This window comes from Mesorhizobium sp. M1D.F.Ca.ET.043.01.1.1 (assembly GCF_003952385.1).
GTDB lineage: Bacteria > Pseudomonadota > Alphaproteobacteria > Rhizobiales > Rhizobiaceae > Mesorhizobium.
This window is the reverse complement of sequence record NZ_CP034444.1, coordinates 3025159-3044128: the sequence shown is the minus strand read 5'-3', so window position 1 is coordinate 3044128 and position 18970 is coordinate 3025159. Positions and strand designations below refer to the sequence as shown.

18 protein-coding genes are annotated in these 18970 nt (G+C 65.5%); 5 read left to right on the top strand and 13 right to left on the bottom strand.

Annotated elements, in window-relative coordinates:
• Positions 1 to 274 precede the first annotated feature (274 nt).
• From EJ067_RS14740 to EJ067_RS14710, 7 genes are all read right to left on the bottom strand, one after another.
• Positions 275 to 1216, bottom strand: coding sequence for an alpha/beta hydrolase (locus EJ067_RS14740; RefSeq protein ID WP_126086383.1), 942 nt, complete (start codon positions 1214 to 1216; stop codon positions 275 to 277).
• Between the two features lie 12 nt (positions 1217 to 1228).
• On the bottom strand, positions 1229 to 2011 hold the full coding sequence (locus EJ067_RS14735) for a carnitinyl-CoA dehydratase (protein WP_126086382.1): 783 nt from the start codon (positions 2009 to 2011) through the stop codon (positions 1229 to 1231).
• Positions 2004 to 4082 carry an acetate--CoA ligase family protein gene (locus EJ067_RS14730; protein ID WP_126086381.1) on the bottom strand — a complete coding sequence of 693 codons (2079 nt, stop codon included), beginning with the start codon at positions 4080 to 4082 and terminating at the stop codon, positions 2004 to 2006. The genes EJ067_RS14735 and EJ067_RS14730 overlap by 8 nt, the downstream gene beginning before the upstream one ends.
• A 64-nt stretch (positions 4083 to 4146) precedes the next feature.
• Complete coding sequence (locus EJ067_RS14725) at positions 4147 to 5310, bottom strand: acyl-CoA dehydrogenase (RefSeq protein ID WP_126086380.1); 1164 nt, start codon at positions 5308 to 5310, stop codon at positions 4147 to 4149.
• Between the two features lie 4 nt (positions 5311 to 5314).
• Positions 5315 to 6427, bottom strand: a complete 1113-nt coding sequence (locus tag EJ067_RS14720; protein ID WP_126086379.1) for a carnitine 3-dehydrogenase — start codon at positions 6425 to 6427, stop codon at positions 5315 to 5317.
• Positions 6428 to 6429: 2 nt separating this feature from the next.
• The gene (locus EJ067_RS14715; RefSeq protein WP_126086378.1) at positions 6430 to 7053 is read right to left on the bottom strand and encodes an HD domain-containing protein; all 624 of its coding nucleotides are present in this window, start codon (positions 7051 to 7053) and stop codon (positions 6430 to 6432) included.
• A 16-nt stretch (positions 7054 to 7069) separates the two neighbouring features.
• The gene (locus tag EJ067_RS14710) at positions 7070 to 7987 is read right to left on the bottom strand and encodes a 3-keto-5-aminohexanoate cleavage protein (protein ID WP_126086377.1); all 918 of its coding nucleotides are present in this window, start codon (positions 7985 to 7987) and stop codon (positions 7070 to 7072) included.
• Positions 7988 to 8124: 137 nt separating this feature from the next.
• Here EJ067_RS14710 and EJ067_RS14705 point away from each other — a divergent pair, with 137 nt between their 5' ends.
• Positions 8125 to 9105, top strand: coding sequence for a GlxA family transcriptional regulator (locus EJ067_RS14705; RefSeq protein WP_126086376.1), 981 nt, complete (start codon positions 8125 to 8127; stop codon positions 9103 to 9105).
• Here EJ067_RS14705 and EJ067_RS14700 read toward each other — a convergent pair.
• The 3 genes from EJ067_RS14700 to xylA all read right to left on the bottom strand — a co-directional run bounded on the left by EJ067_RS14700 (position 9086) and on the right by xylA (position 11683).
• Positions 9086 to 9847 carry a TIGR01458 family HAD-type hydrolase gene (locus tag EJ067_RS14700; RefSeq protein WP_348639535.1) on the bottom strand — a complete coding sequence of 254 codons (762 nt, stop codon included), beginning with the start codon at positions 9845 to 9847 and terminating at the stop codon, positions 9086 to 9088. The two genes, EJ067_RS14705 and EJ067_RS14700, sit on opposite strands and share 20 nt — an antisense overlap.
• Positions 9848 to 9969: 122 nt before the next feature.
• Positions 9970 to 10173: a hypothetical protein gene (locus EJ067_RS14695; RefSeq protein ID WP_126086374.1), complete on the bottom strand. Its 204-nt coding sequence runs from the start codon at positions 10171 to 10173 to the stop codon at positions 9970 to 9972.
• Positions 10174 to 10357: 184 nt separating this feature from the next.
• A complete protein-coding gene (gene xylA / locus EJ067_RS14690; RefSeq protein WP_126086373.1) occupies positions 10358 to 11683 on the bottom strand; it encodes a xylose isomerase in 1326 nt (441 codons plus the stop codon).
• A gap of 113 nt (positions 11684 to 11796) precedes the next feature.
• On the opposite strand from xylA, the gene EJ067_RS14685 reads away from it, so the two are divergent.
• Positions 11797 to 12159 (top strand): nuclear transport factor 2 family protein, encoded by a 363-nt coding sequence (locus EJ067_RS14685; RefSeq protein ID WP_126086372.1) that lies wholly within the window; start codon positions 11797 to 11799, stop codon positions 12157 to 12159.
• A gap of 32 nt (positions 12160 to 12191) precedes the next feature.
• Here EJ067_RS14685 and xylB read toward each other — a convergent pair whose 3' ends face one another.
• From xylB to EJ067_RS14670, 3 genes are all read right to left on the bottom strand, one after another.
• On the bottom strand, positions 12192 to 13646 hold the full coding sequence (xylB, locus tag EJ067_RS14680; RefSeq protein WP_126086371.1) for a xylulokinase: 1455 nt from the start codon (positions 13644 to 13646) through the stop codon (positions 12192 to 12194).
• Positions 13647 to 13728: 82 nt separating this feature from the next.
• Positions 13729 to 15054 carry a tetratricopeptide repeat protein gene (locus tag EJ067_RS14675; RefSeq protein WP_126086370.1) on the bottom strand — a complete coding sequence of 442 codons (1326 nt, stop codon included), beginning with the start codon at positions 15052 to 15054 and terminating at the stop codon, positions 13729 to 13731.
• A 108-nt stretch (positions 15055 to 15162) separates the two neighbouring features.
• On the bottom strand, positions 15163 to 15786 hold the full coding sequence (locus EJ067_RS14670; RefSeq protein WP_126086369.1) for a LysE family translocator: 624 nt from the start codon (positions 15784 to 15786) through the stop codon (positions 15163 to 15165).
• Positions 15787 to 16110: 324 nt separating this feature from the next.
• Here EJ067_RS14670 and EJ067_RS14665 point away from each other — a divergent pair, with 324 nt between their 5' ends.
• From EJ067_RS14665 to EJ067_RS14655, 3 genes are all read left to right on the top strand, one after another.
• Positions 16111 to 16788 carry a L,D-transpeptidase gene (locus EJ067_RS14665; protein WP_245468319.1) on the top strand — a complete coding sequence of 226 codons (678 nt, stop codon included), beginning with the start codon at positions 16111 to 16113 and terminating at the stop codon, positions 16786 to 16788.
• Positions 16789 to 16875: 87 nt separating this feature from the next.
• On the top strand, positions 16876 to 18042 hold the full coding sequence (locus EJ067_RS14660; RefSeq protein ID WP_126086367.1) for a diphosphate--fructose-6-phosphate 1-phosphotransferase: 1167 nt from the start codon (positions 16876 to 16878) through the stop codon (positions 18040 to 18042).
• On the top strand, positions 18042 to 18788 hold the full coding sequence (locus EJ067_RS14655) for an MBL fold metallo-hydrolase (protein ID WP_126086366.1): 747 nt from the start codon (positions 18042 to 18044) through the stop codon (positions 18786 to 18788). Before EJ067_RS14660 ends, EJ067_RS14655 begins: the two co-directional genes overlap by 1 nt.
• Positions 18789 to 18970 lie beyond the last annotated feature (182 nt).

Sequence of the window (18970 nt, the reverse complement as noted above, 5' to 3'; positions counted from 1 at the left end):
CTGTTTTCCGCTTGGTCACGATACGACGGCTGCCTGGCAGGGTCAACGGAATCAGCCGAAAGCCCAGCGCATCGACCCCATCCCGAAGGCGATGGTCGCGCTGGGCTCTTGTTCTTCCCGGAGACCACCGAATCTCGGGGTTTCTGGTCATTTGGGCGTTCCTTTCCGGTCCCGTGCCAAAGCGGCGCCTGGCCGTCAGTCGCGGGCTGACGCGGAAAGGTTCAATGCGAAGGATGCATGGGGGCGGAAGAGCGGTCCTTGCCGCCCGGGAAGATCACCAGATCCAGTCGCCCCTGCCGAGCGCCGACACCGCCTCGACGATGCGGGTAAAGCTCGACCGTGCCCGGCCGACCGTGTGCCGGGCCCTCAGATAGCCATGCACAAGTCCCGGCTCCTCGAACCAGTAGGCATGACCGTCGGCCGCGACGACACGGTCGCGATAGGCTTCGCCGTCCGAGGACAGCGGATCGCATTGCGCGGTGATCAGCACGGTCGGCGGCAGATAGGCGAAATTGGCATCGGCGAGCGGCGACAACGTGATGTCGCCGGTCCGGTCCACGCGGCCGGTGCGGATGTTCAGATAGAATTCGATGTCGCGCACGGTCAGCATCGGCGCCTCGGCGTGCGTGACATAGGAGCCCCGCGAGCGGTCGCCGCCAAGGCTCGGATAGATCAGCACCTGGCCGACCGGCTTCTTCTTGTGGCCGCGCGTGGCATGACTGACGGCGGCGCAGAGATTGCCGCCGGCGCTGTCGCCGCAAAGCACGACCGGGCAATCGTACGTTCCTGCCGTCCACTCGTAGGCGTCCATGACGTCGTCGAAAGCGACAGGGTGCAGATGTTCCGGCGCCAGCCGGTAGTCGACCGAGACAACGTCATAGCCGGTGCGGGCGCAAAGCTCGGCGCAGACATCGTCATGGCTTTCCAGCCCGCCGAGGATGAAACCGCCGCCATGGACATAGAGCACCATGGCTGCCTTGTCCGGCTCGGCATTGCGATAGATGCGTATCGGGATGCTGTTTGTCGGCGTCGCAATGGCGGTCGTTTCCGCCGTCACGCCCTGCGGGTAGCCGGCGAAGAACTCGCGGCACATCCGGTCGTAGACCGCGCGCTGCTCCGCGATCGTGTAGCCGATCGTATCGGGCGGATAATAGGAATTGGTCTTCTCGATGAAGGCCCAGGTCTCGGCGTCGATCAGGGTTTTGTAGTCGGTCATGGGCGCTAAAGACTACTTCCCTTTCCACACCGGGTCGCGCTTCTCCGCAAACGCGCGGAACCCTTCCATGTTGTCCTCCGAGCCGTAGAGGATATCGACCGTCGGCAGCTGGCGCCGCGTCACCTTGTTCATCGCCTCCTGGAAGGTCAGCGCCTCCGCCACGCGCGCCGTCTCCTTGATCGCGGCGAAGACCAGCGGCGGGCCGCTGACGAGCAGCCGGGCGATCTCCCAGACGCGATCCTCGAGCTTTTCCTTGGGCAGCACCTCGTTGACCAGGCCCCAGCGATGCGCTTCCGCCACATCCATCCAGCGGCCGGTGAACAAAAGGTCCATGGCGATATGGTAGGGAATGCGCTTCGGCAGCTTGATCGTCGCCGCATCGGCAAGCGTTCCGGCGCGGATTTCGGGCAGCGCGAAGGAGGAATGGTCCGACGCGTAGATCAAGTCGCAGGAGAGCGCCAGCTCGAAGCCGCCGCCCACCGCCATGCCGTTGACGCAGGCGATCACCGGCTTGTTCAAGTCGCGCAGTTCCTGCAGCCCGGCGAACCCGCCGACGCCATAGTCGCCGTCGACCGCATCGCCGCCGGCGGCCGCCTTCAGGTCCCAGCCGGCGCTGAAGAACTTGTCGCCGGCGGTCTTGACGATGGCGACGCGCAAGCCGGGATCGTCGCGGAACGCCTTGAACGTCTCGCCCATCAGCCGCGAGGTCTTCAGGTCGATGGCGTTGGCCTTCGGCCGGTCGAGCGTGACCTCGAGGATGGCGCCTTCGCGGCGGGTGGTGATGACGTCAGCCATTCGTCTTTTCTCCAAGCACCAGAAGGGTATCCGCGATCCAGGCGCCCTTGCCTTCGGCGCAGACGATCAGCGGGTTGATGTCGAGCTCCTCGATCTCGCCAGCGTTCTGCTGCACGAAACCTGCAATGCCGGCGATCGCGTCGATGGCGGCATCGACATCGGCCTTCGGCCGCCCGCGATAGCCTTCGAGCAGCGGATAGAGCTTCAGTCCGCGCAGCGCCGCCTCGATGTCGTCGCGGGTTGCCGGCAGCATCAGGGTGACGCTGTCGCGCAACAGCTCGACCAGCACGCCGCCGGTGCCCAGCGTCATCACCGCGCCGAACATCGGGTCGCGGGTGAAGCCGACGATCAATTCGGCCACGCCGTCGCGCACCATGCGCTCGGCATAGAGCCCGGTGCCGAGCGGCAGGAGGTCATGCGCCGCGTTGCTGACGGATTCGGCGTCCTTGAGGTTGAGCCGCACCGCGCCGACTTCCGACTTGTGGGTCACGCCCAGCGCCTTCAGCGCCACGGGGAAGCCGAGCGCCATGGACGAGATCACCGCCTCGACCGCGTTGGCGGCGCGCTCGCCCTTCGGCACCGGCAGGCTAGCCCCGATCAGACGCGCCTTGGCCTCGGCCTCGTCGGGCGTGACATGGCCGCCATCGGTCGCGCCTGCGGCCGTGGTGTCGACCGGCTGCGCCTGCGGCTCGCGCCAGGCCCAGCCGATGAAGGCGGCGGCTTGCGCGGCGTCCATCGCTTCGGAAATGCCGAACAGCGGCACCATGCCGCGCGCCATCAGGCCGGCGGTGTATTCCTCGGGCAGGTTCTCCGGCAGCGAGGAGACGATCGCGCCCTGCGCCCGGTTGGTCTTCAGCGCCGCCTCGAAGGCGCGCAGCGTCGCCCACCAGTCGGTGTCCGAGCAGCGGTCGGGGCGCGGGAAGTCGAGCACCAGCATGTTGAGGTCGAAGCCGCCCGACACCATGGCGGTGAAGGTGGCCGTCATCGCCGGCTCGTTGTTCCAGATGAAGGTGTGGTAGTCGAGCGGATTGGCGACCGCGACCAGCGGCCCGAGCGTCGACTTGACATGGGCGCGGTGCTCGGAGGTCAGTGTCGGGAAATGCACCCAGCGCCCTTCGGCGCTATCGGCCATCACGGAGGCTTCGCCGCCCGAGCAGCTCATCGACGACAGTTTGTAGCCTGGCAACGGTCCGGTGATGTGCAGGAGCTTCAGCGCCTCGATGAAGGCGGGAATCGATTCGACGCGCGCGATGCCGAGCCGCTTCAGGAAGGCGCCCGAGGCGGCGTCCGAACCGGCGAGCGAGGCGGTGTGCGAAACCGTCGCCTGCCGGGCTTGTTCCGAGCGGCCGACCTTCATGGCGATGATCGGCTTCTTCAGCTCGCGGGCTCGGGCAGCCAACCTCTCGAAGCCGGCTACCGAGTCGAAAGCCTCGATATGCATTCCGAGCGAGGTGACGCGCTCGTCCTCGATCAGGCCGAGCGCCATCTCCGAAAGGCCGGTCTGCGCCTGGTTGCCGGCCGTCATCAGGAAGGCGATCGGCAGGCCGCGCTTCTGCATCGTCATGTTGATGGCGATGTTGGAGGACTGCGTGATGATGGCGACGCCCTTGCCGCCCTCGGGCAGCCTGATGCCGCCGTGCTGGTCGGGCCACAAAAGCGCGCCGTCGGCATAGTTGATGAGACCGTAGCAGTTCGGGCCGATGATCGGCATCTCGCCCGCGGCGGCGACAAGCTCGGCCTGCAGCCGCTCGCCGTCCTCGTCATAGGCCTCGGTCTCGAGGAAGCCGGCGGCAAAGCAGACGGCGGCGCCGGCGCCGCGCTCGGCCAGCGCCTTGACGACCTCGATGGTGAGATGCCGGTTGACGCCGACAAAGGCTGCGTCCGGCGCGCCGGGCAGGTCGGTGACGGAGCGGTAGGCCTTGCGGCCGGCGACCTCGTCCTTGGTCGGATGCACCGGCCAGATCTCGCCGGCAAAGCCCATCTTGATCGATTGCGCGACGACGGCGGCGGCCTGCGCCCCGCCGAACACGGCGATCGATTTCGGGCGCAGGAGACGTTCGAGCTTATGCATGGTCATCTTTTCGTTTGAGCAGGGTCTTTTCCCAAAACCGGATCCAGTTTGGGGCGATCATGCTCTAAGCGCCGAACGGGCGCAGCAACGCCCGCGAAATAATATGTCGCTGAATCTCCGAAGTGCCTTCCCAGATGCGCTCGACGCGCGCGTCGCGCCAGATGCGCTCCAGCGGCAGGTCGTCCATCAGCCCCATGCCGCCATGGATCTGGATGGCCTCGTCGGCCACGAAGGCGAGCATCTCGGTGGCCTTCAGCTTGGCCATCGCCATGTCCTGATCGGTGACGGTGCCCTGATCGTACTTCCAGCCGGCTTCGAACACCATCAGGTCGGCCGCTTTCAGCTCCGTCGCCATGTCGGCGAGTTTGAACGACACGCCCTGGAACTTGCCGATCTGCTGGCCGAACTGCTGGCGCTGCGCGGCATATTCGATGGCATGGGAAAGCGCCCGCTCGGCGCGGCCGAGGCAGGTCGCGCCGACCTGCAAGCGCGTGGCGCCGAGCCAGGAATTGGCGACCTCGAAGCCTTTGTGCACTTCGCCGAGCACTTGGCTCGCCGGCAGCCGGCAATCGTCGAATTCGAGGATCGAATTGGTGTAGCCGCGGTGCGAGACGTTGCGGTAGCCGTCGCGCACCGAAAAACCCTTGGTGCCCTTGTCGACGAAGAAGGCGGTGATCTTCTTGCGTTTGCCGCGCGGCGAATCCTCTTCGCCCGAGGCCATGAAGCAAATCGCGAAGTCGGCGATGTCGGCGTGGGAGATAAAATGCTTGGTGCCGTTGAGCACCCAGTCCGACCCGTCCTGCACGGCGGTCGCCTTCATGCCGCGCAGGTCGGAGCCCGCGCCGGGCTCGGTCATCGCCAGGCAGTCCGACTTCTCGCCGCGAATGCAGGGGAAGAGGTATTTCTCGCGCTGTTCCGGCGTGCCGGCGAGCAGGATGTTGGACGGACGTGCCACGCAGGTCCAGTGCAGCGCGTAATTGGCGCGGCCAAGCTCCTTCTCGTAGAGCAGCCAGCTCACCGTATCGAGGCCGGCGCCGCCGACATCGGCCGGCATGTTGGCGGCGTAAAGCCCGGCTGCGATCGCCTTCGCCTTCAATTCCTCGATCAACTCGCGGCGCAGCACGCCGGTGCGCTCCACCTCGCGCTCATGCGGATAGAGCTCGTTCTCGACGAAGGCGCGCGTTGTCTCGACGATGAGCTTCTGTTCTTCCGAGAGACCGAAATGCATCGCCTCAGCCCTTCTTCTTGCTCTTCTTTGCCTTGTCGATCTTGGCCGGCTTGTCGGCCTTCTTCGCCGGCTTGGTCGCCTTGGCCTTTGCGGCAGCCTTGGCAGGGACCTTCTTCTCCGCCAGCTTGGCGAGCTGCTTTGTATAGTCCTTGTGCAGCGCGCCGGCGCCCCAGCCCTTGCCCTTGTTCTGCTTCGACAGCGCTTCCATGATCGCGACCAGATTGTCGTCGCGGATCTTTTCCAGCTCGCGGATCGACATGCCGTTCGCCTGCTCGTCGGATTGCGTGGCGATCAGGTCGACCAGGTCGTCATTGAACTCCGGCACGTCCATCAGCTTGGTCCACGGCCATTTCAGGCAGGGCCCGAACTGCGCCATGAAGTGGCGCATGCCAGCCTCGCCGCCGGCGACGCGATAGACCTGGAACATGCCCATCTGCGCCCAGCGCAGGCCGAAGGAATAACGCATGATGTCGTCGAGTTCCTCGACGGTGCAGATGCCGTCCTTGACCAGCCACAGCGCCTCGCGCCAGGCCGCTTCCAAAAGCCGGTCGCCGACAAAAGCCTCGATCTCCTTGCGCACCACCACCGGCTTCATGCCGATCGAGGCGTAGAGCTCCTTGGCGACCTCGATCGCCTCCGGGAAAGTCTGCTGGCCGCCGACGATCTCGACCAGCGGCAACAGATAGACCGGGTTGAACGGATGGCCGACGACCAGCCGCTCCGGATGCTTCTTCATCGCCACCTGCATGTCGGTCGGCTTGATGCCGGAGGTCGAGGAGCCGACGATGGCGTTGGCCGGCGCATGGAGGTCGATCTCGGCCAGCACCTTGTGCTTGAGGTCGAGCCGCTCCGGCACGCTCTCCTGGATGAAGTCGGCATCGGCGACCGCCTCGGCGATGGTCTTGACGAAGGTGAGCTTGCCTTCCTTGGGCAGGCCGCCGGGCAGCATCTGCTTATAGGCGCGTCGCGCGCCCTTCATCACCTCGCCGACCTTGCGCGAAGCCTCTGGATCGGGATCGAAGATCGACACGTCGATGCCGTTCAGGAGCAGCCGCGCCACCCAGCCGGCGCCGATGACGCCGCCGCCGATGGCGGCCGCCTTGTTGATGATGCTCATGGTCAGGCTCCGGATCTTGTCTTGGCTGTTTCGGAATTTGTGAGGGGAACGCGCTCGCCGGCGCGGATCACCGCCGGGTCGTAGGCCTTGCGCGCGAAGACTTCGAGCACGAAGGGCCGGAAGAACTCGACCGGCAGCGTGTCGTAGTCGGGATCGAAGCTGGACTGGTCCCAGCGCTCGCAGAACTGGTCGCAATCGTCGAAATAAAGGTGGCCGGCGAAGCGGTCGCGTGCATGCCGGTTGCCGCCCAGGTGGTGCGCGTAATAGAGGCGCTGGAAGTCGCCGTGCTTTTCCACCACCCAGGTGCATTGCTCGCGCACGAAGGGCTTCAGGATCGTCGCGGCATATTCGTCATGGTTGTAGGGCGCGTAGATGTCGCCGATGTCGTGCAGCAGCGCCGAGACCAGCCAGTCGGTGTCGGCGCCGTCCCGCCAGGCGCGGGTGGCGGCCTGCAGCGAATGGCCGAGCCGGGTGATCTTGTAGCCCGACAGGCCCTCGTCGAGTTGCACCAGCGCATCGAGCAGCCTATCGCCGGTCTTGGCGGCATAGTCGATCTCATGGGCGGTCAGGAATTCGTAGTCTTGCCTGTCGCCATCCTTCATCGCGGTGAATTTGACGGTAGCCATTTCCGACTCCATCAAATCACGCCGCGATCGGCGCCCGCTTGGTGAGGTTGAGCTTCTTGCGCACTTCTTCCGGCCCGAGGATCCTGGCGCCGAGGTTGGTGACGATGCTGGCAGCGCGCTCGACCAGCTGCGCGTTGGTGGCCAGCACGCCCTTGTCGAGCCAGAGATTGTCTTCCAGGCCGACGCGGACATTGCCGCCGGCGAGCACCGCGGCCGCGGCATAGGCCATCTGGTTGCGGCCGATCGAGAAGGCCGACCAGTTCCAGGTCGACGGCACGTTGTTGACCATCGCCATGAAGGTGTTGAGGTCGTCCGGCGCGCCCCATGGCACGCCCATGCAGAGCTGCACCAGCGCGTCCGCGTTCAGCACCTTTTCCTCGACCAGCTGCTTGGCGAACCAGAGATGCCCGGTGTCGAAGGCCTCGATCTCGGGCTTGACGCCCAGCGCCGTCATCATGCCGCCCATGGCGCGCAGCATGCCGGGCGTGTTGGTCATGACATAGTCGGCCTCGGCGAAGTTCATCGTGCCGCAATCCAGCGTGCAGATCTCCGGCAGGCACTGGCGCACATGCTCCATGCGGTTGGTGGCGCCGCCCATGTCGGTGCCCTTCTGGTTGAGCGGCAGCGGCGCCTCAGGCGAGCCGAACACCATGTCGCCGCCCATGCCGGCGGTGAGGTTGAGCACCACGTCGACATTGGCCTCGCGGATGCGCTCGGTCACTTCGCGGTAGAGATGCACGTCCCGCCTGGGCTTGCCGGTCTCGGGGTCGCGCACATGGCAATGGACGATCGCGGCACCCGCCTTGGCGGCCTCGATCGCCGAATCGGCGATCTGCTTGGGCGACCGCGGGACGTTCGGGCTGCGGTCCTGCGTGCCGCCGGAACCGGTCACGGCACAGGTAATGAAGACCTCACGGTTCATCGCGAGCGGCATCGTCTTTCCTCCCAGATTCGATCGGCCATCCATGTCGAGCAAAAAGTCGGAAACCGGCTTTGGTATGACGACATGCGGCGAAGCTGATCAAGAATGACCGACTTGCCGGAAACTGTTTTGCGTTTTACGAAGCTCTCATGATGAAAAGCGAAAAGCCGACCATCTTTCGCTCCGAACGCGAAACGCTCAAGGTGACGTTCCTGGTGTTCTCCGGTTCGTCGATCATGTGCGTCGCCTCGGCGGTCGACCCGCTCCGCGCCGCCAATCGTATCTCCGGCGAGACTTTGTTCGATTTCAAGCTGGTCTCGGTCACTGGCGAGGCGCCGGTGACGACTTGCGGCCTGCCGGTCGCCGTCAGCGGTCGCTTCGATGCCGCCGAGGCGACCGACATGCTGGTCGTCGTCGCCGGCTTCGGCACGCAGAACTATGCCACATCGGCGTTGCTTGCGGGGTTGCGGAGGGCGGCGCGCGCGGCCCGCGCCTGCGGCGGTGTCGAGGCCGGCACATGGCTGGTGGCGCGGGCCGGCCTGCTCGAGGGTCGCAGCGCCACCACCCATTGGGAAGACATGGAGGATTTCTCCGCCGCCTTTCCCGGCGTTGACGTGCGGCCGGACCGTTATGTCATCGACGGGCCGGTCTTCACCTCGGGCGGCGCTTCGCCGACCTTCGACCTGATGCTGCATCTGGTCCGCACCCGGCTCGGCATGGCCGCCGCGCTCGATGTGGCGAGCGTCTTCATCTACGACCAGGCGCGCGCCGCCACCGACGCGCAGCCGCTGGTCTCGCTCGGCCGGCTTGACGGCTACGACCCGCGGCTGGCGCAGGCGATCCGGTTGATGGAAGCACATGTCGACCAGCCGCTGACCATCGGCGCGGTGGCCAAGCGTGCCGGCGTGACGGCGCGGACGCTGGAGAGCATCTTTCGCAAGTCGATCGGCGAGACGCCCGGCGCCTATTATCTGCGGCTGCGGCTCAGCGCCGCCCGCCGTCTGGTGGTCGACACGCGCATCGCCATGGCCGACATTGCCGGGCGTACCGGCTTTTCTTCCGCCGCGGCATTCTCCAGGGCATTTTCCCGGGCATTCGGCGAAGCGCCGGTCAGGCTGCGGCGCGGCTGAGTATCCAATCGGTCGCGGCGGAAAGATCGTCGACCAGTGCGTTTGGGGCAGGATCGAAGCGGCTTTCGTCGCCCGGCCGGTACTTGCCCGTCCGCACGAGCAGCGCCGCGCCAAGCCCGGCGCTGAGCGCTCCGGCGACATCGCTCTCCGCATCGTCGCCGACCATCACCGCATCGGCCGCCGGGCAGTTCAAACCGGCAAGCGCGGAATGGAAGAAGTCCGGCGACGGTTTGCCGAGCACGACGGGGCTTCGCCCGCTGGCGAATTCCAGCGCCGCGACGAAGGCGCCGGTGTCGAGGCTGAGCTGGCCGTCGGCATCCTTGAAGGTGCGGTTGATGGCGAGGGCCACGAAATCGGCGCCGGCAGCAAGTTCACGGAAAGCCCGGTTCAGGCTGGCATGGTCGAACGCTTCGCCCGCATCGCCGACGACGACGGCGCGCCCGCTCCCGCCGTCCAGCCCCGAAAACTCGACCTCGAGGTTGGGATGGACGAGCAGATGCGGCTGGCGGCCATGCCTGCGCAGCCATTCGACCGCGGCGCGCGCCGGCGTCAGCAATTCTTCCTCGGCAACCTCGATGCCCATGGCCGCAAGCTGCGCGATGATTGCGCTGCGGGGCGAGCGTGTCGTGTTGCTGACGAAGCGGAGCGGCAAGTCTGCGTCGCGCAGACGCTCGATTGCCGCGACCGCGCCCGCTATCGGGGTGTCGCCATCATAGACGACACCCAGAAGATCGAGCAGCACCGCGCGTATCATCTATGCAGGATGGAGAAACAGTCTCTGTTCGTCAAACCAGGGGAGAATCAGGCCAGGGGAGAATCAGGCCAAGCGAGAATCAGGCCACGGAAGAATCAGTGACGGAAGAATCAGGCGGCGTCGCGGCCTTCGCCGACGATGCGCGTGCGCATGCTCCTGGCAAGCGCCGTCTCTAACCGCGCGGCGACCGCGCGATCCCATTCATTTGTCTTGCGGGCGCCGTCCTTCGAATGCGGCAGCGCCATCAGCCGATCTATGATCGAACCAGCCTCGCTGGGAGAGAGCAAAGCGTCGATTTCGCGTTCGTGCTGCATACGTTTCGCCTCCTTCTATCCTTCCCGCCACGTGTCCACACTATAGGAGGTCCGTGACGGCTGTTTGAAGGCAAGAGCGAGGCGATAGAGGGGCGAGGCGGGGCAAAACCTTGTCGTGTAGGCTTGCCCCGCGCGGAATGCGATTTCAGGTCAGCGGCGCCCGATTCGGAGTCCCGCTGGCTCCTCAGACGTATCTGTTGACGATGTTCTCCAGCAGCTCCTGGCGGCCGGAACGCGGCTGCGGCTCGATCTTCCTCTTCACCACGCGTTCGGCGATCTCTTCCAGCGTGCGCTTGCCCGACAGCATCGCCTTGCCCTCGGCGGTGTTCCAGCCGGCATAGCGCTCGGCGAGCGGGCCGGACAGCGCCTTGTCCTCGATCATCTTCGCCGCCGCCTTGAGGCCACGCGCGCAGGCATCCATGCCGCCGATATGGCCGATCAAGAGGTCTTCCGGGTCGAGCGACTGGCGCCTGAGCTTGGCGTCGAAATTGGTGCCGCCGGTCTTGAAGCCGCCGCCCTGCAGCACCTGGTAATAGGCCAAAGCCATTTCCGGCACGTTGTTGGGGAACTGGTCGGTGTCCCAGCCCGACTGATAGTCGTTGCGGTTCATGTCGATCGAACCGAAGACGCCGAGCGCATTGGCCAAAGCCAGCTCATGCTCGAAGGAATGGCCGGCAAGGATGGCGTGGCCCTGCTCGATGTTGAGCTTTACTTCCTTCTCCAGCCCGAAGCGCTTGAGGAAGCCATAAACGGTCGCGACGTCGTAGTCGTACTGGTGTTTTGTCGGCTCCTGCGGCTTCGGCTCGATCAGGATGGTGCCCTTGAAGCCGATCTTGTGCTTGTAGTCGACGACGAGGTTGAGGAAGCGGCCGGCCTGCTCCTGTTCGCGGCCAAGATCGGTGTTGAGCAGCGTCTCATAGCCTTCGCGCCCGCCCCACAGCACGTAGTTCTCGCCCTTCAGGCGCTTGGTGACGTCGATGCAGCTCTTCACCGTCGCCGCCGCATAGGCGAACACGTCCGGATCCGGATTGGTGGCCGCGCCCGACATGAAGCGGCGGTGCGAAAAGAGGTTCGCCGTGCCCCAGAGCAGCTTGACGCCGGTCTGTTTCATCTTGGCCGAAAAATAATCCGCGATCTCGTCGAGCCGCGCGGCGCTCTCGGAAAAGTCCTTGCCCTCGGGGCGGACATCGGCGTCGTGGAAACAGAAATACGGCGCACCCAGCAACGAGAACATCTCGAAGGCGACGTCCGCTTTCAGTTTCGCCAGTTCCATCGTGTCGATGCCGCCGGGCTTGGCGAACCAGGGGCGGTCGAAGGTCTGGCCGCCGAACGGATCGCCGCCTGGCCAGGCGAAGGAATGCCAATAGGCGACGGCGAAGCGCAGATGGTCTTCCAGCCGCTTGCCGGCGACGACCTCGTCCGGGTTGTAGAACCGGTAGGCCAGCGGATTGGTCGAATCCGGTCCCTCGTACTTGATCTTCTGGATGTCGCCGAAAAATCCGCTGCTCATGGTTTTCCTTCCTCTCCGAATGCTTCTGCCCGATTACCTCAGGCGTAATTGGTTTCGTTCTTCCCCGGCGCGAAAAGGATCATGTCGAAACGATCCAACGAAGGATGAACACAATGACCGACCTCAACACGATCGCCCGGAACTACATCACCGCCTGGAACGAGAGCGACGCGGGGCGCCGCAAGGCTCTGCTCGAGGCGGCCTTCACCAGCGACGTCAGCTATCGCGACCCGGTCATGCAGGGCGACGGCCATGCCGGCATCGCAGCACTCATCGACGGCGTGCAGCAGCGCTTTGCCGGCTTCCGTTTCTCGCTGAAGGGTGAGCCCGACGGATTCGCCGACCGCATCCGCTTTTCGTGGAACCTCGGACCCGAAGGCGCGGAGTCCGTCATCGAGGGCACCGATATCGGCGTCATCGAGAACGGCCGCCTGAAGAGCGTCACCGGCTTTTTGGACAAGGTGCCGGCACAGTGAGCCGCAATGCCACGGCGTGGGCGGGTGATCGCTCACGCCGTGGCGCTCCGGATCGCCGGATAAAGCGCGCGGTAGCGCTGATAGGCATCCGCGAAAGCGCCGCCCAAGCTGGCGTCCGGGTCGATGGTCACATCCGTCGCTGGCGCGGTGCAGACGGCGATCGGATCGGCGCCGGTCGCGGCGATCAGGCCGAGCCGCGCCGCGCCGAAGGCGGCGCCGAAATCGCCGTCGGTCGGAATGTCGACAGGCACCTGCAGCGCGGTGGCGATCGCCTTCAGCCAGTAGCGCGAGCGCGAGCCGCCGCCGATCGCAGTCACGCGGGTGAGCGTCGTGCCGGCCGTCTTCAGCGCCTCGAGGCTGTCGCGGAAGGCGAAGGCGACACCTTCGAGCACGGCCTGGGTCAGCACCGCCCGGCTCGATTGATGCGCAAGGCCGGTGAAGGAGCCGCGAATGGCGGAATCATTGTGCGGCGTGCGCTCGCCGGAGAGATAGGGCAGGAAGGTGACGCCTGTCGGCACCTTGAGCTTGTCGCCGAGCTCGCCGGTCAGCTCGCCGGCGCTTTTGCCGGTGATCTCCGACAGCCAATTGAGCGAATCGGTAGCCGACAGAATCACGCCCATCTGATGCCAGGTGTTGGGCAGCGCATGGCAGAATGTATGCACCGCGCTTTCCGGATTGGGCAAATAGGAGGCATTGGCGGCAAACAGCACCCCCGACGTGCCGAGTGAGACGAACGCATTGCCTGCGCCGACCGTGCCCATGCCGCAGGCCGACGCCGCATTGTCGCCGGCGCCGCCGGCAACCGGGATGCCGGCAGCAATGCCCCATTTCGAGGCGAGTTCGCCGCGCAGGGCACCGGCCTTCGCCGTGCCCTCGACCAGCGACGGCATGTTTTCTTCGTCGAGCGACGTCGCGGCGAGCAGTTCGGAGGACCAGCGGCGCTCGCCGACATCGAGCCAGGACGTGCCGGCCGAATCCGACATTTCCGAAATGTGCTCGCCGGTCAGCCAGAGCCGCAGATAGTCCTTGGGCAGGAGCACCTTGGCCACCTTGGCGAAGATTGCCGGCTCGTTGTTCTTCACCCAGCCAAGCTTCGGGGCTGTGAAACCCGGAAAGACGATGTTGCCGGTGATCTTGCGGAAACGCGGGTCGGCGTCGAGCGCCGCCGCCTCGACATGGCTGCGCGTGTCGTTCCACAGGATACAAGGGCGCAGCACCTTGTCCGAGGCGTCGAGCAAGGTGGCGCCATGCATCTGGCCGGAGAGGCCGATGCCCTTGACTGCCCCGAGCTCCTTCGGATGGGAAGCCTTGAGCTCGGCGATCGCCGTCTCGCAGGCCTCGATCCAGTGCGCCGGATCCTGCTCGGCCCAGCCGGGATGCGGCCGCGATACATCGAGCGAGCCATGGCCGGAGCCGACGGCGTTCTGGCGATCATCGATCAGCAGCGCCTTGACGCCCGAGGTGCCCAGGTCGAGGCCGAGATACATGATTTCCTCCCACTGCCATTAATTTTTTCGGATCTCGAAAAAATCTGGCATGGCCAGTTCTTATGCCAAGTTCCGCCTCGGGTCAATTCTCTGACAAATCGGCAGCGCGTCGCGAGAACAGCGCCGACAACGGGCTGTCCGGCCGCGCCAGCCGGCGCTCGGCGGTCAACGCCCGCGCCAGCGCGCCATCGCCGGCGCGGAGCGTGGCTTCGATCAGCGTCAGGTCGATCACGTCGCGCTGCGCATGGCTGCCGCCAAAACGGTGGGCAATCGACCGGATCGGCCTGATCAGGCGCACGGTTTCGGTGTCGTTGCCCTCGCCGAACGCCTTGATGGCAAGTGTCAGCGGATGGCCGACATCGCGTGTGAAGGCGGCGTTGTCGTCATGCCCGCGCATCGCTTCGCGCTGCGCTTCGAGCAAGGTCTGCGCCGGGCCCTCCAGCCCGGCGCCGACAAAGGCCATCATCGCATGCGCGTCGTTGAAGGCGTAGTTGCCGGCGGCGGCCTTCGGCATCCAGTTCGCGGCAAGTGCTGCCCAGCGGTCACCGACATCGATGCCGCCGAGATTGAGACGCCACAGCACGGCAGAAGCATCGACCATGTTGAGCGCCAGCGTCGAGCGGTCGCCGTAGATCGGTCCGTCATAGAGGTTGAGCACCTCGTCCAGCTCGCCGAGATCGTAGTGGAACAGCGCCAGATGCCACCAATTGTGGATCTTGAGGAAGCTGTCCCTGGTCCAGGTTTCAGGGTTGGCGCGCATCCAGGCGATGCCGTCTCTTTGCCGGCTCTGCATTTCCATGACATGCGCGACGGCGTGCTGCGCCCAGCCGTCGCGCGGCTCGATCGCGATCGCCTGTCGGCCGAAGCTTTCGGCGCGCGCATAGTCGCCCATTTCTTCCAGCCCGAAGGCCTGCATGCCGAGGATGGCGTGATAGCCCGGCATGCCCTTCTGCCACGCCGGCAGCGCCCGGCCGATGCGGTCGCGCAGCATGCGGGCATTGCCGGTGAAGAAGTCGATCTGATGCCCGACCTGCAGCGCCAGCGCGTCGAGCGGACTGTCGATTGCGATATCCTCAAGCAGATGCGCGGCGTCGTGCCAACGGCCCGCGGCGAGATGGCCGAGCGCCGCGACATGCCCCTGCTCGCGGGCCGTTGCCGCGAGCGGCAACGCTGCTTCGTGACACGCGCGGGCCACGGCTGTCGCCTCGCGCTCGGTGGCAAGGGCAAAGAGATAGCCCTTGAACACATGCGCCATGACGAAGCCGGGATCGTCGGCGATTGCCCGGTCGACCGAGCCGACAGGGTCTCCGATGAAGCACTGCAACTCGTGGACGGCTCTGGCGTAGGACGAGAACCCGGCATCGGTCGCGCCCGAATAGGTCAGGCCGAATGCGTCCTTCAGCGCCATTGGGTGCCCTTGATGTTCTCGTCTTCGCCTGTCGAAGACGATCCTAGGACATCGATCGCCGAGCCGCCAACCGGCATGAGCGGTCTCGGCGGTGAACCGGTCTCTGCCTCAATTCCTCGAACGAATCGCCACCGTGGCGATGCCGGCGCCGACCAGCAATGTGCCGCCGGTGCGGTTGAAGATGCGGATCGCCTTCGGGTTGCGCACGATGGCGCGTGCCCTGGACGCGATCAACGCATAGCCGAAGGCGTTGCTGAAGGCCAAAGCCAGGAAGGTCGTCTCGAAAACCAGCATCTGCGTCCAGAAATCGGCGTGCCGGTCGAGGAACTGCGGCAGGAAGGCGACGAAGAAGGTGATGCTCTTGGGGTTGAGCGCCGTCACCAGCCACGCATGCGCCATCATCCTTGCCGCCGACACCGCGTCGGTGCGCGGCTCGGCCTTCAGCGCGCCGCCGGCGCGGAACAGCTTTATGCCGAGATAGACCAGATAGCCGGCGCCGATCACCTTGAGGACGGTGAACACCGTGGCCGAGGCCACGAGCAGCGCGCCGATGCCCAGCATCGACAGCGTCATGGCGGTGAAGTCGCCGAGCGCGACGCCGACCGCCATCGGCAGCGCCGTGCGCCAGCCCTGGCCAAGCGCATAGGAGACGACCAGCAGGATCGTCGGGCCCGGAATGACGAGCAGGATGGCGGAGGCGGCGGCAAAGGCAGCCCAGTTTTCGAAGGACATTTCCTTACTCCTTGAGCGCAAAGAACAGGATAAATCCCGGGGTCGTCGCGATTGTAAAGAGGGTGGGCTGAAAATCTTCAGCGCCGACTTCGCCTAGCTCCTCCGGCGAAGTAACGGGCAGTTAGGGTTAAGCCCGGTTCGCGCCCTTTCACGCTTTTTCAACCATGACTCGCGAAAATGCCCGCCATTCGGCCGGACCGTGCTTCCCGCCGACAGTGTAGGGTTTGGTGTATGCGCGAGTTGCCGCAAAGTCTGACGCCGCCTTCGAACGGCGAAACCGTCGAAACCGAAATTCCGCTCTCGCGCCGCGCCGTGCTTTCCGGCATGGGCGCCATGGCGCTGCTCGGCATGGCCGGCTGCAGCACCACCGAGACGCTCGACCTGCCGCAAATGCAGCTCGACAACACCGTCACCGGGTCCGTGCCGCCCATGCGTCCGGCGATCAGCGTCGACAAGAACATCACCGGTCCCGACGTCATGTATGCCTCGTTGACCGACGGCGGCTTCAACGTGCCGGCGGTGCCGTGGCAGAAGGTCAAGCCGGAATTCCGCCGCCAGATCGTCGTCGACAAGACCGGCGAGGCGCCCGGCACCATCGTCGTCCATCTGCAGGAACGCATGCTCTATCTGGTCCAGCCTGGCGGCGACGCCATCCGCTACGGCGTCGGCATCGGCAAGGACGGCTTCCGCTGGTCGGGCCGCGCCAACATCCAGTACGGCCGCGAATGGCCGGTCTGGACGCCGCCGCCTGAGATGGTCAAGCGCAAGCCGGAACTGGTGAAATGGCAGGGCGGCCAGCCCGGCGGCCTGACCAATCCGCTGGGAGCGCGGGCGCTCTACATCTACCAGAACGGCAAGGACACCGGTTACCGCATCCACGGCTCGCCGGAATGGTGGAGCATTGGCCAGGCGATGTCGTCGGGCTGCGTGCGCCTGATCAACCAGGACATCATCGACCTCTACAGCCGCGTTTCGAAGAAGAACCCGGTCGTCGTCGTCTGATCGCTTCGTCAGCCCACTCTTCCGTTGCGCGATGCCGCAAGACAGGCGAAGGTGCCCTGAAAACCTTCGCCTCGGGAGACAAAAAGCATGGCTGGAACCTTCGTCATCGCGCAGGGCGGCGGCCCGACCGCCGTCATCAACCAGACGGTCGTCGGCGCCACGCTGGAGATTCGCAAGCGCCATCCCGGCGCCAAGGTGCTGGGCTCGATCCATGGCGTGCGCGGCATCCGCGACGGCAACTATGTCGACCTCTCCGCCATCCCCGAGGACCAACTGCGGCTGATCGCCGGCACGCCGAGCGCAGCTCTCGGCTCCACCCGCGACAAGCCTGACGCCGCCTATTGCGAGGTCATCCTCAACGGCCTGAAGAAAGCCGGCGCCGATGCCTTCATCTATATCGGCGGCAACGACACCTCGGGCACCCAGCAGATCCTGACCGATGCCGCGGGTGGCTCTATGGCCTTCGTGCACGCGCCGAAGACCATCGACAACGACCTCGAGGAGAACGATCACACGCCGGGCTTCATCTCGGCCGCCGAATTCGTCGCCGGCGCCTTCCTCTCCGTCGATCTCGATTTCCGCGCGCTGCCCGGCATCTATGTCGGCATCGTCATGGGCCGGCATGCCGGCTTCCTGACCGCCGCCGCCGCTGCCTGGCAGCTCGACCCGGACAGCGGCCCGCATCTCGTCTATGTGCCGGAGCGCGCCTTTTCCGCCGAGCGCTTCGTCGACGACGTGCGCAAGACGCTCGACCGCCACAAACGCTGCATCGTCGCCGTTTCCGAGGGCGTCAGCACCGCCGACGGCAAGGCGCTGGTCGAAAGCCTGGTGCCGCCGGAAAAGCTCGAGCGCGACCAGCACGGCAACGTCAAATTGTCGGGCAGCGACCTGCCGGCGGCGCTCGAACGCGCGCTGGCCGAGGGCTTGCCGGGCAAGCGTGCGCGCGTCGATGCGCTGGGCTACATGCCGCGCGGCTATGTCGGCGCGATCAGCGCTGTCGACGCCAGAGAGGCCTTCGACGCCGGCGCATTCGCGGTTGCCGTCGCCGACGAGGGCGGCGGGTCGGTCGCGCTGCAATATGACGGCGCCAAGACCGTGCTGAAGAAGGTGCCGCTGAAGGCCGTGGCAGGCAAGACGCGCCACATGCCGGACGATTTCATGAAACCGGATGTCAACCAGCTCTCCGAGGCCGGCATGGCCTATCTGAAGCGCCTGGTGCCGGAGAAATACAAGGTCGGGAAGCCCTTCGTCTGATGGGCGACCTCGTGGTAGGCGACTGGTTCGGCAAGGCTATCGTCGATGCCGGGACGACGATGCTGACCGAGCCGTTCGTGCATGATTTCGTGCGGGCCAACATCTGGCATCTCAAGGGCCGCGACGCCGACCTGCTGGTCGACACCGGCATGGGCATCCGTCCGCTGGCGCCCGAGATCGGCACGCCGGCCGGCAAGCCGCTCATCGTCGTCGCCACGCATATCCATCTCGACCATGTCGGTTCGCTGCACGAATTCCCGCTGCGCATGGGGCCGAAGGCCAGCGCGGCGCAGTTCGACGGCATGGATGATACGGTCACCTACGCCTACATGTTCCACAATCTCGACGGCGCGGTGTCCAAATTGCCGGCGCCCGGCTGGAACGCTGCCGACTATCGGATCCCATCGGCGCCGCTGACGCGAATGCTCGACGAAGGCGATGTCGTCGATCTCGGCGACCGGAAATTCCGCGTGCTGCATCTGCCGGGACATTCGCCCGATTCGATCGCGCTTTTCGATGAGGCCGACGGCCTGTTCTTCGCCGGCGACGCCATCTATGACGGCATGCTGATCGACGATCTGCCGGATTCGGACCGTGCTGCCTATTGCCGCACCATGCAGCGGCTGCTCGACCTGCCGATACGCATCGGCCATGGCGGCCATGGCCCGAGTTTCAACGGCGTACGCATGCGTGAGATCGCCTCCGCCTACCTGCGCCGAAGAGAGCGGTTCGTGAGCGCTCTCTGAATTAAATCTTCGTAAGGTCGTGCCAAAACCCTAATTCGGGCCATTCGACGCCCTAAATGCGTGGCTGTCGATTCGGCCGGCTGCCATGCATGGCGAGACAGGCAATGCCGGTCGTCGACACGCCGACGGGCGCGCCCCTTGAGAACCCGCGGCGCCGGATCAACTCTCGCCCGGACAGAAAC

Bases quoted from the DNA above. Each gene is read 5' to 3' on its own strand.
- EJ067_RS14655 (WP_126086366.1), top strand. From the start codon at position 18,042: ATGGGCGACCTCGTGGTAGGCGACTGGTTCGGCAAGGCTATCGTCGAT.
- EJ067_RS14665 (WP_245468319.1), top strand. From the start codon at position 16,111: ATGGGCGCCATGGCGCTGCTCGGCATGGCCGGCTGCAGCACCACCGAG.
- EJ067_RS14730 (WP_126086381.1), bottom strand. From the start codon at position 4,082: ATGCATAAGCTCGAACGTCTCCTGCGCCCGAAATCGATCGCCGTGTTC.
- EJ067_RS14675 (WP_126086370.1), bottom strand. From the start codon at position 15,054: ATGGCGCTGAAGGACGCATTCGGCCTGACCTATTCGGGCGCGACCGAT.
- EJ067_RS14710 (WP_126086377.1), bottom strand. From the start codon at position 7,987: ATGCCGCTCGCGATGAACCGTGAGGTCTTCATTACCTGTGCCGTGACC.
- EJ067_RS14685 (WP_126086372.1), top strand. From the start codon at position 11,797: ATGACCGACCTCAACACGATCGCCCGGAACTACATCACCGCCTGGAAC.
- xylB (WP_126086371.1), bottom strand. From the start codon at position 13,646: ATGTATCTCGGCCTCGACCTGGGCACCTCGGGCGTCAAGGCGCTGCTG.
- EJ067_RS14725 (WP_126086380.1), bottom strand. From the start codon at position 5,310: ATGCATTTCGGTCTCTCGGAAGAACAGAAGCTCATCGTCGAGACAACG.
- EJ067_RS14720 (WP_126086379.1), bottom strand. From the start codon at position 6,427: ATGAGCATCATCAACAAGGCGGCCGCCATCGGCGGCGGCGTCATCGGC.
- EJ067_RS14670 (WP_126086369.1), bottom strand. From the start codon at position 15,786: ATGTCCTTCGAAAACTGGGCTGCCTTTGCCGCCGCCTCCGCCATCCTG.
- EJ067_RS14695 (WP_126086374.1), bottom strand. From the start codon at position 10,173: ATGCAGCACGAACGCGAAATCGACGCTTTGCTCTCTCCCAGCGAGGCT.
- xylA (WP_126086373.1), bottom strand. From the start codon at position 11,683: ATGAGCAGCGGATTTTTCGGCGACATCCAGAAGATCAAGTACGAGGGA.
- EJ067_RS14660 (WP_126086367.1), top strand. From the start codon at position 16,876: ATGGCTGGAACCTTCGTCATCGCGCAGGGCGGCGGCCCGACCGCCGTC.
- EJ067_RS14715 (WP_126086378.1), bottom strand. From the start codon at position 7,053: ATGGCTACCGTCAAATTCACCGCGATGAAGGATGGCGACAGGCAAGAC.
- EJ067_RS14735 (WP_126086382.1), bottom strand. From the start codon at position 2,011: ATGGCTGACGTCATCACCACCCGCCGCGAAGGCGCCATCCTCGAGGTC.
- EJ067_RS14740 (WP_126086383.1), bottom strand. From the start codon at position 1,216: ATGACCGACTACAAAACCCTGATCGACGCCGAGACCTGGGCCTTCATC.
- EJ067_RS14705 (WP_126086376.1), top strand. From the start codon at position 8,125: ATGATGAAAAGCGAAAAGCCGACCATCTTTCGCTCCGAACGCGAAACG.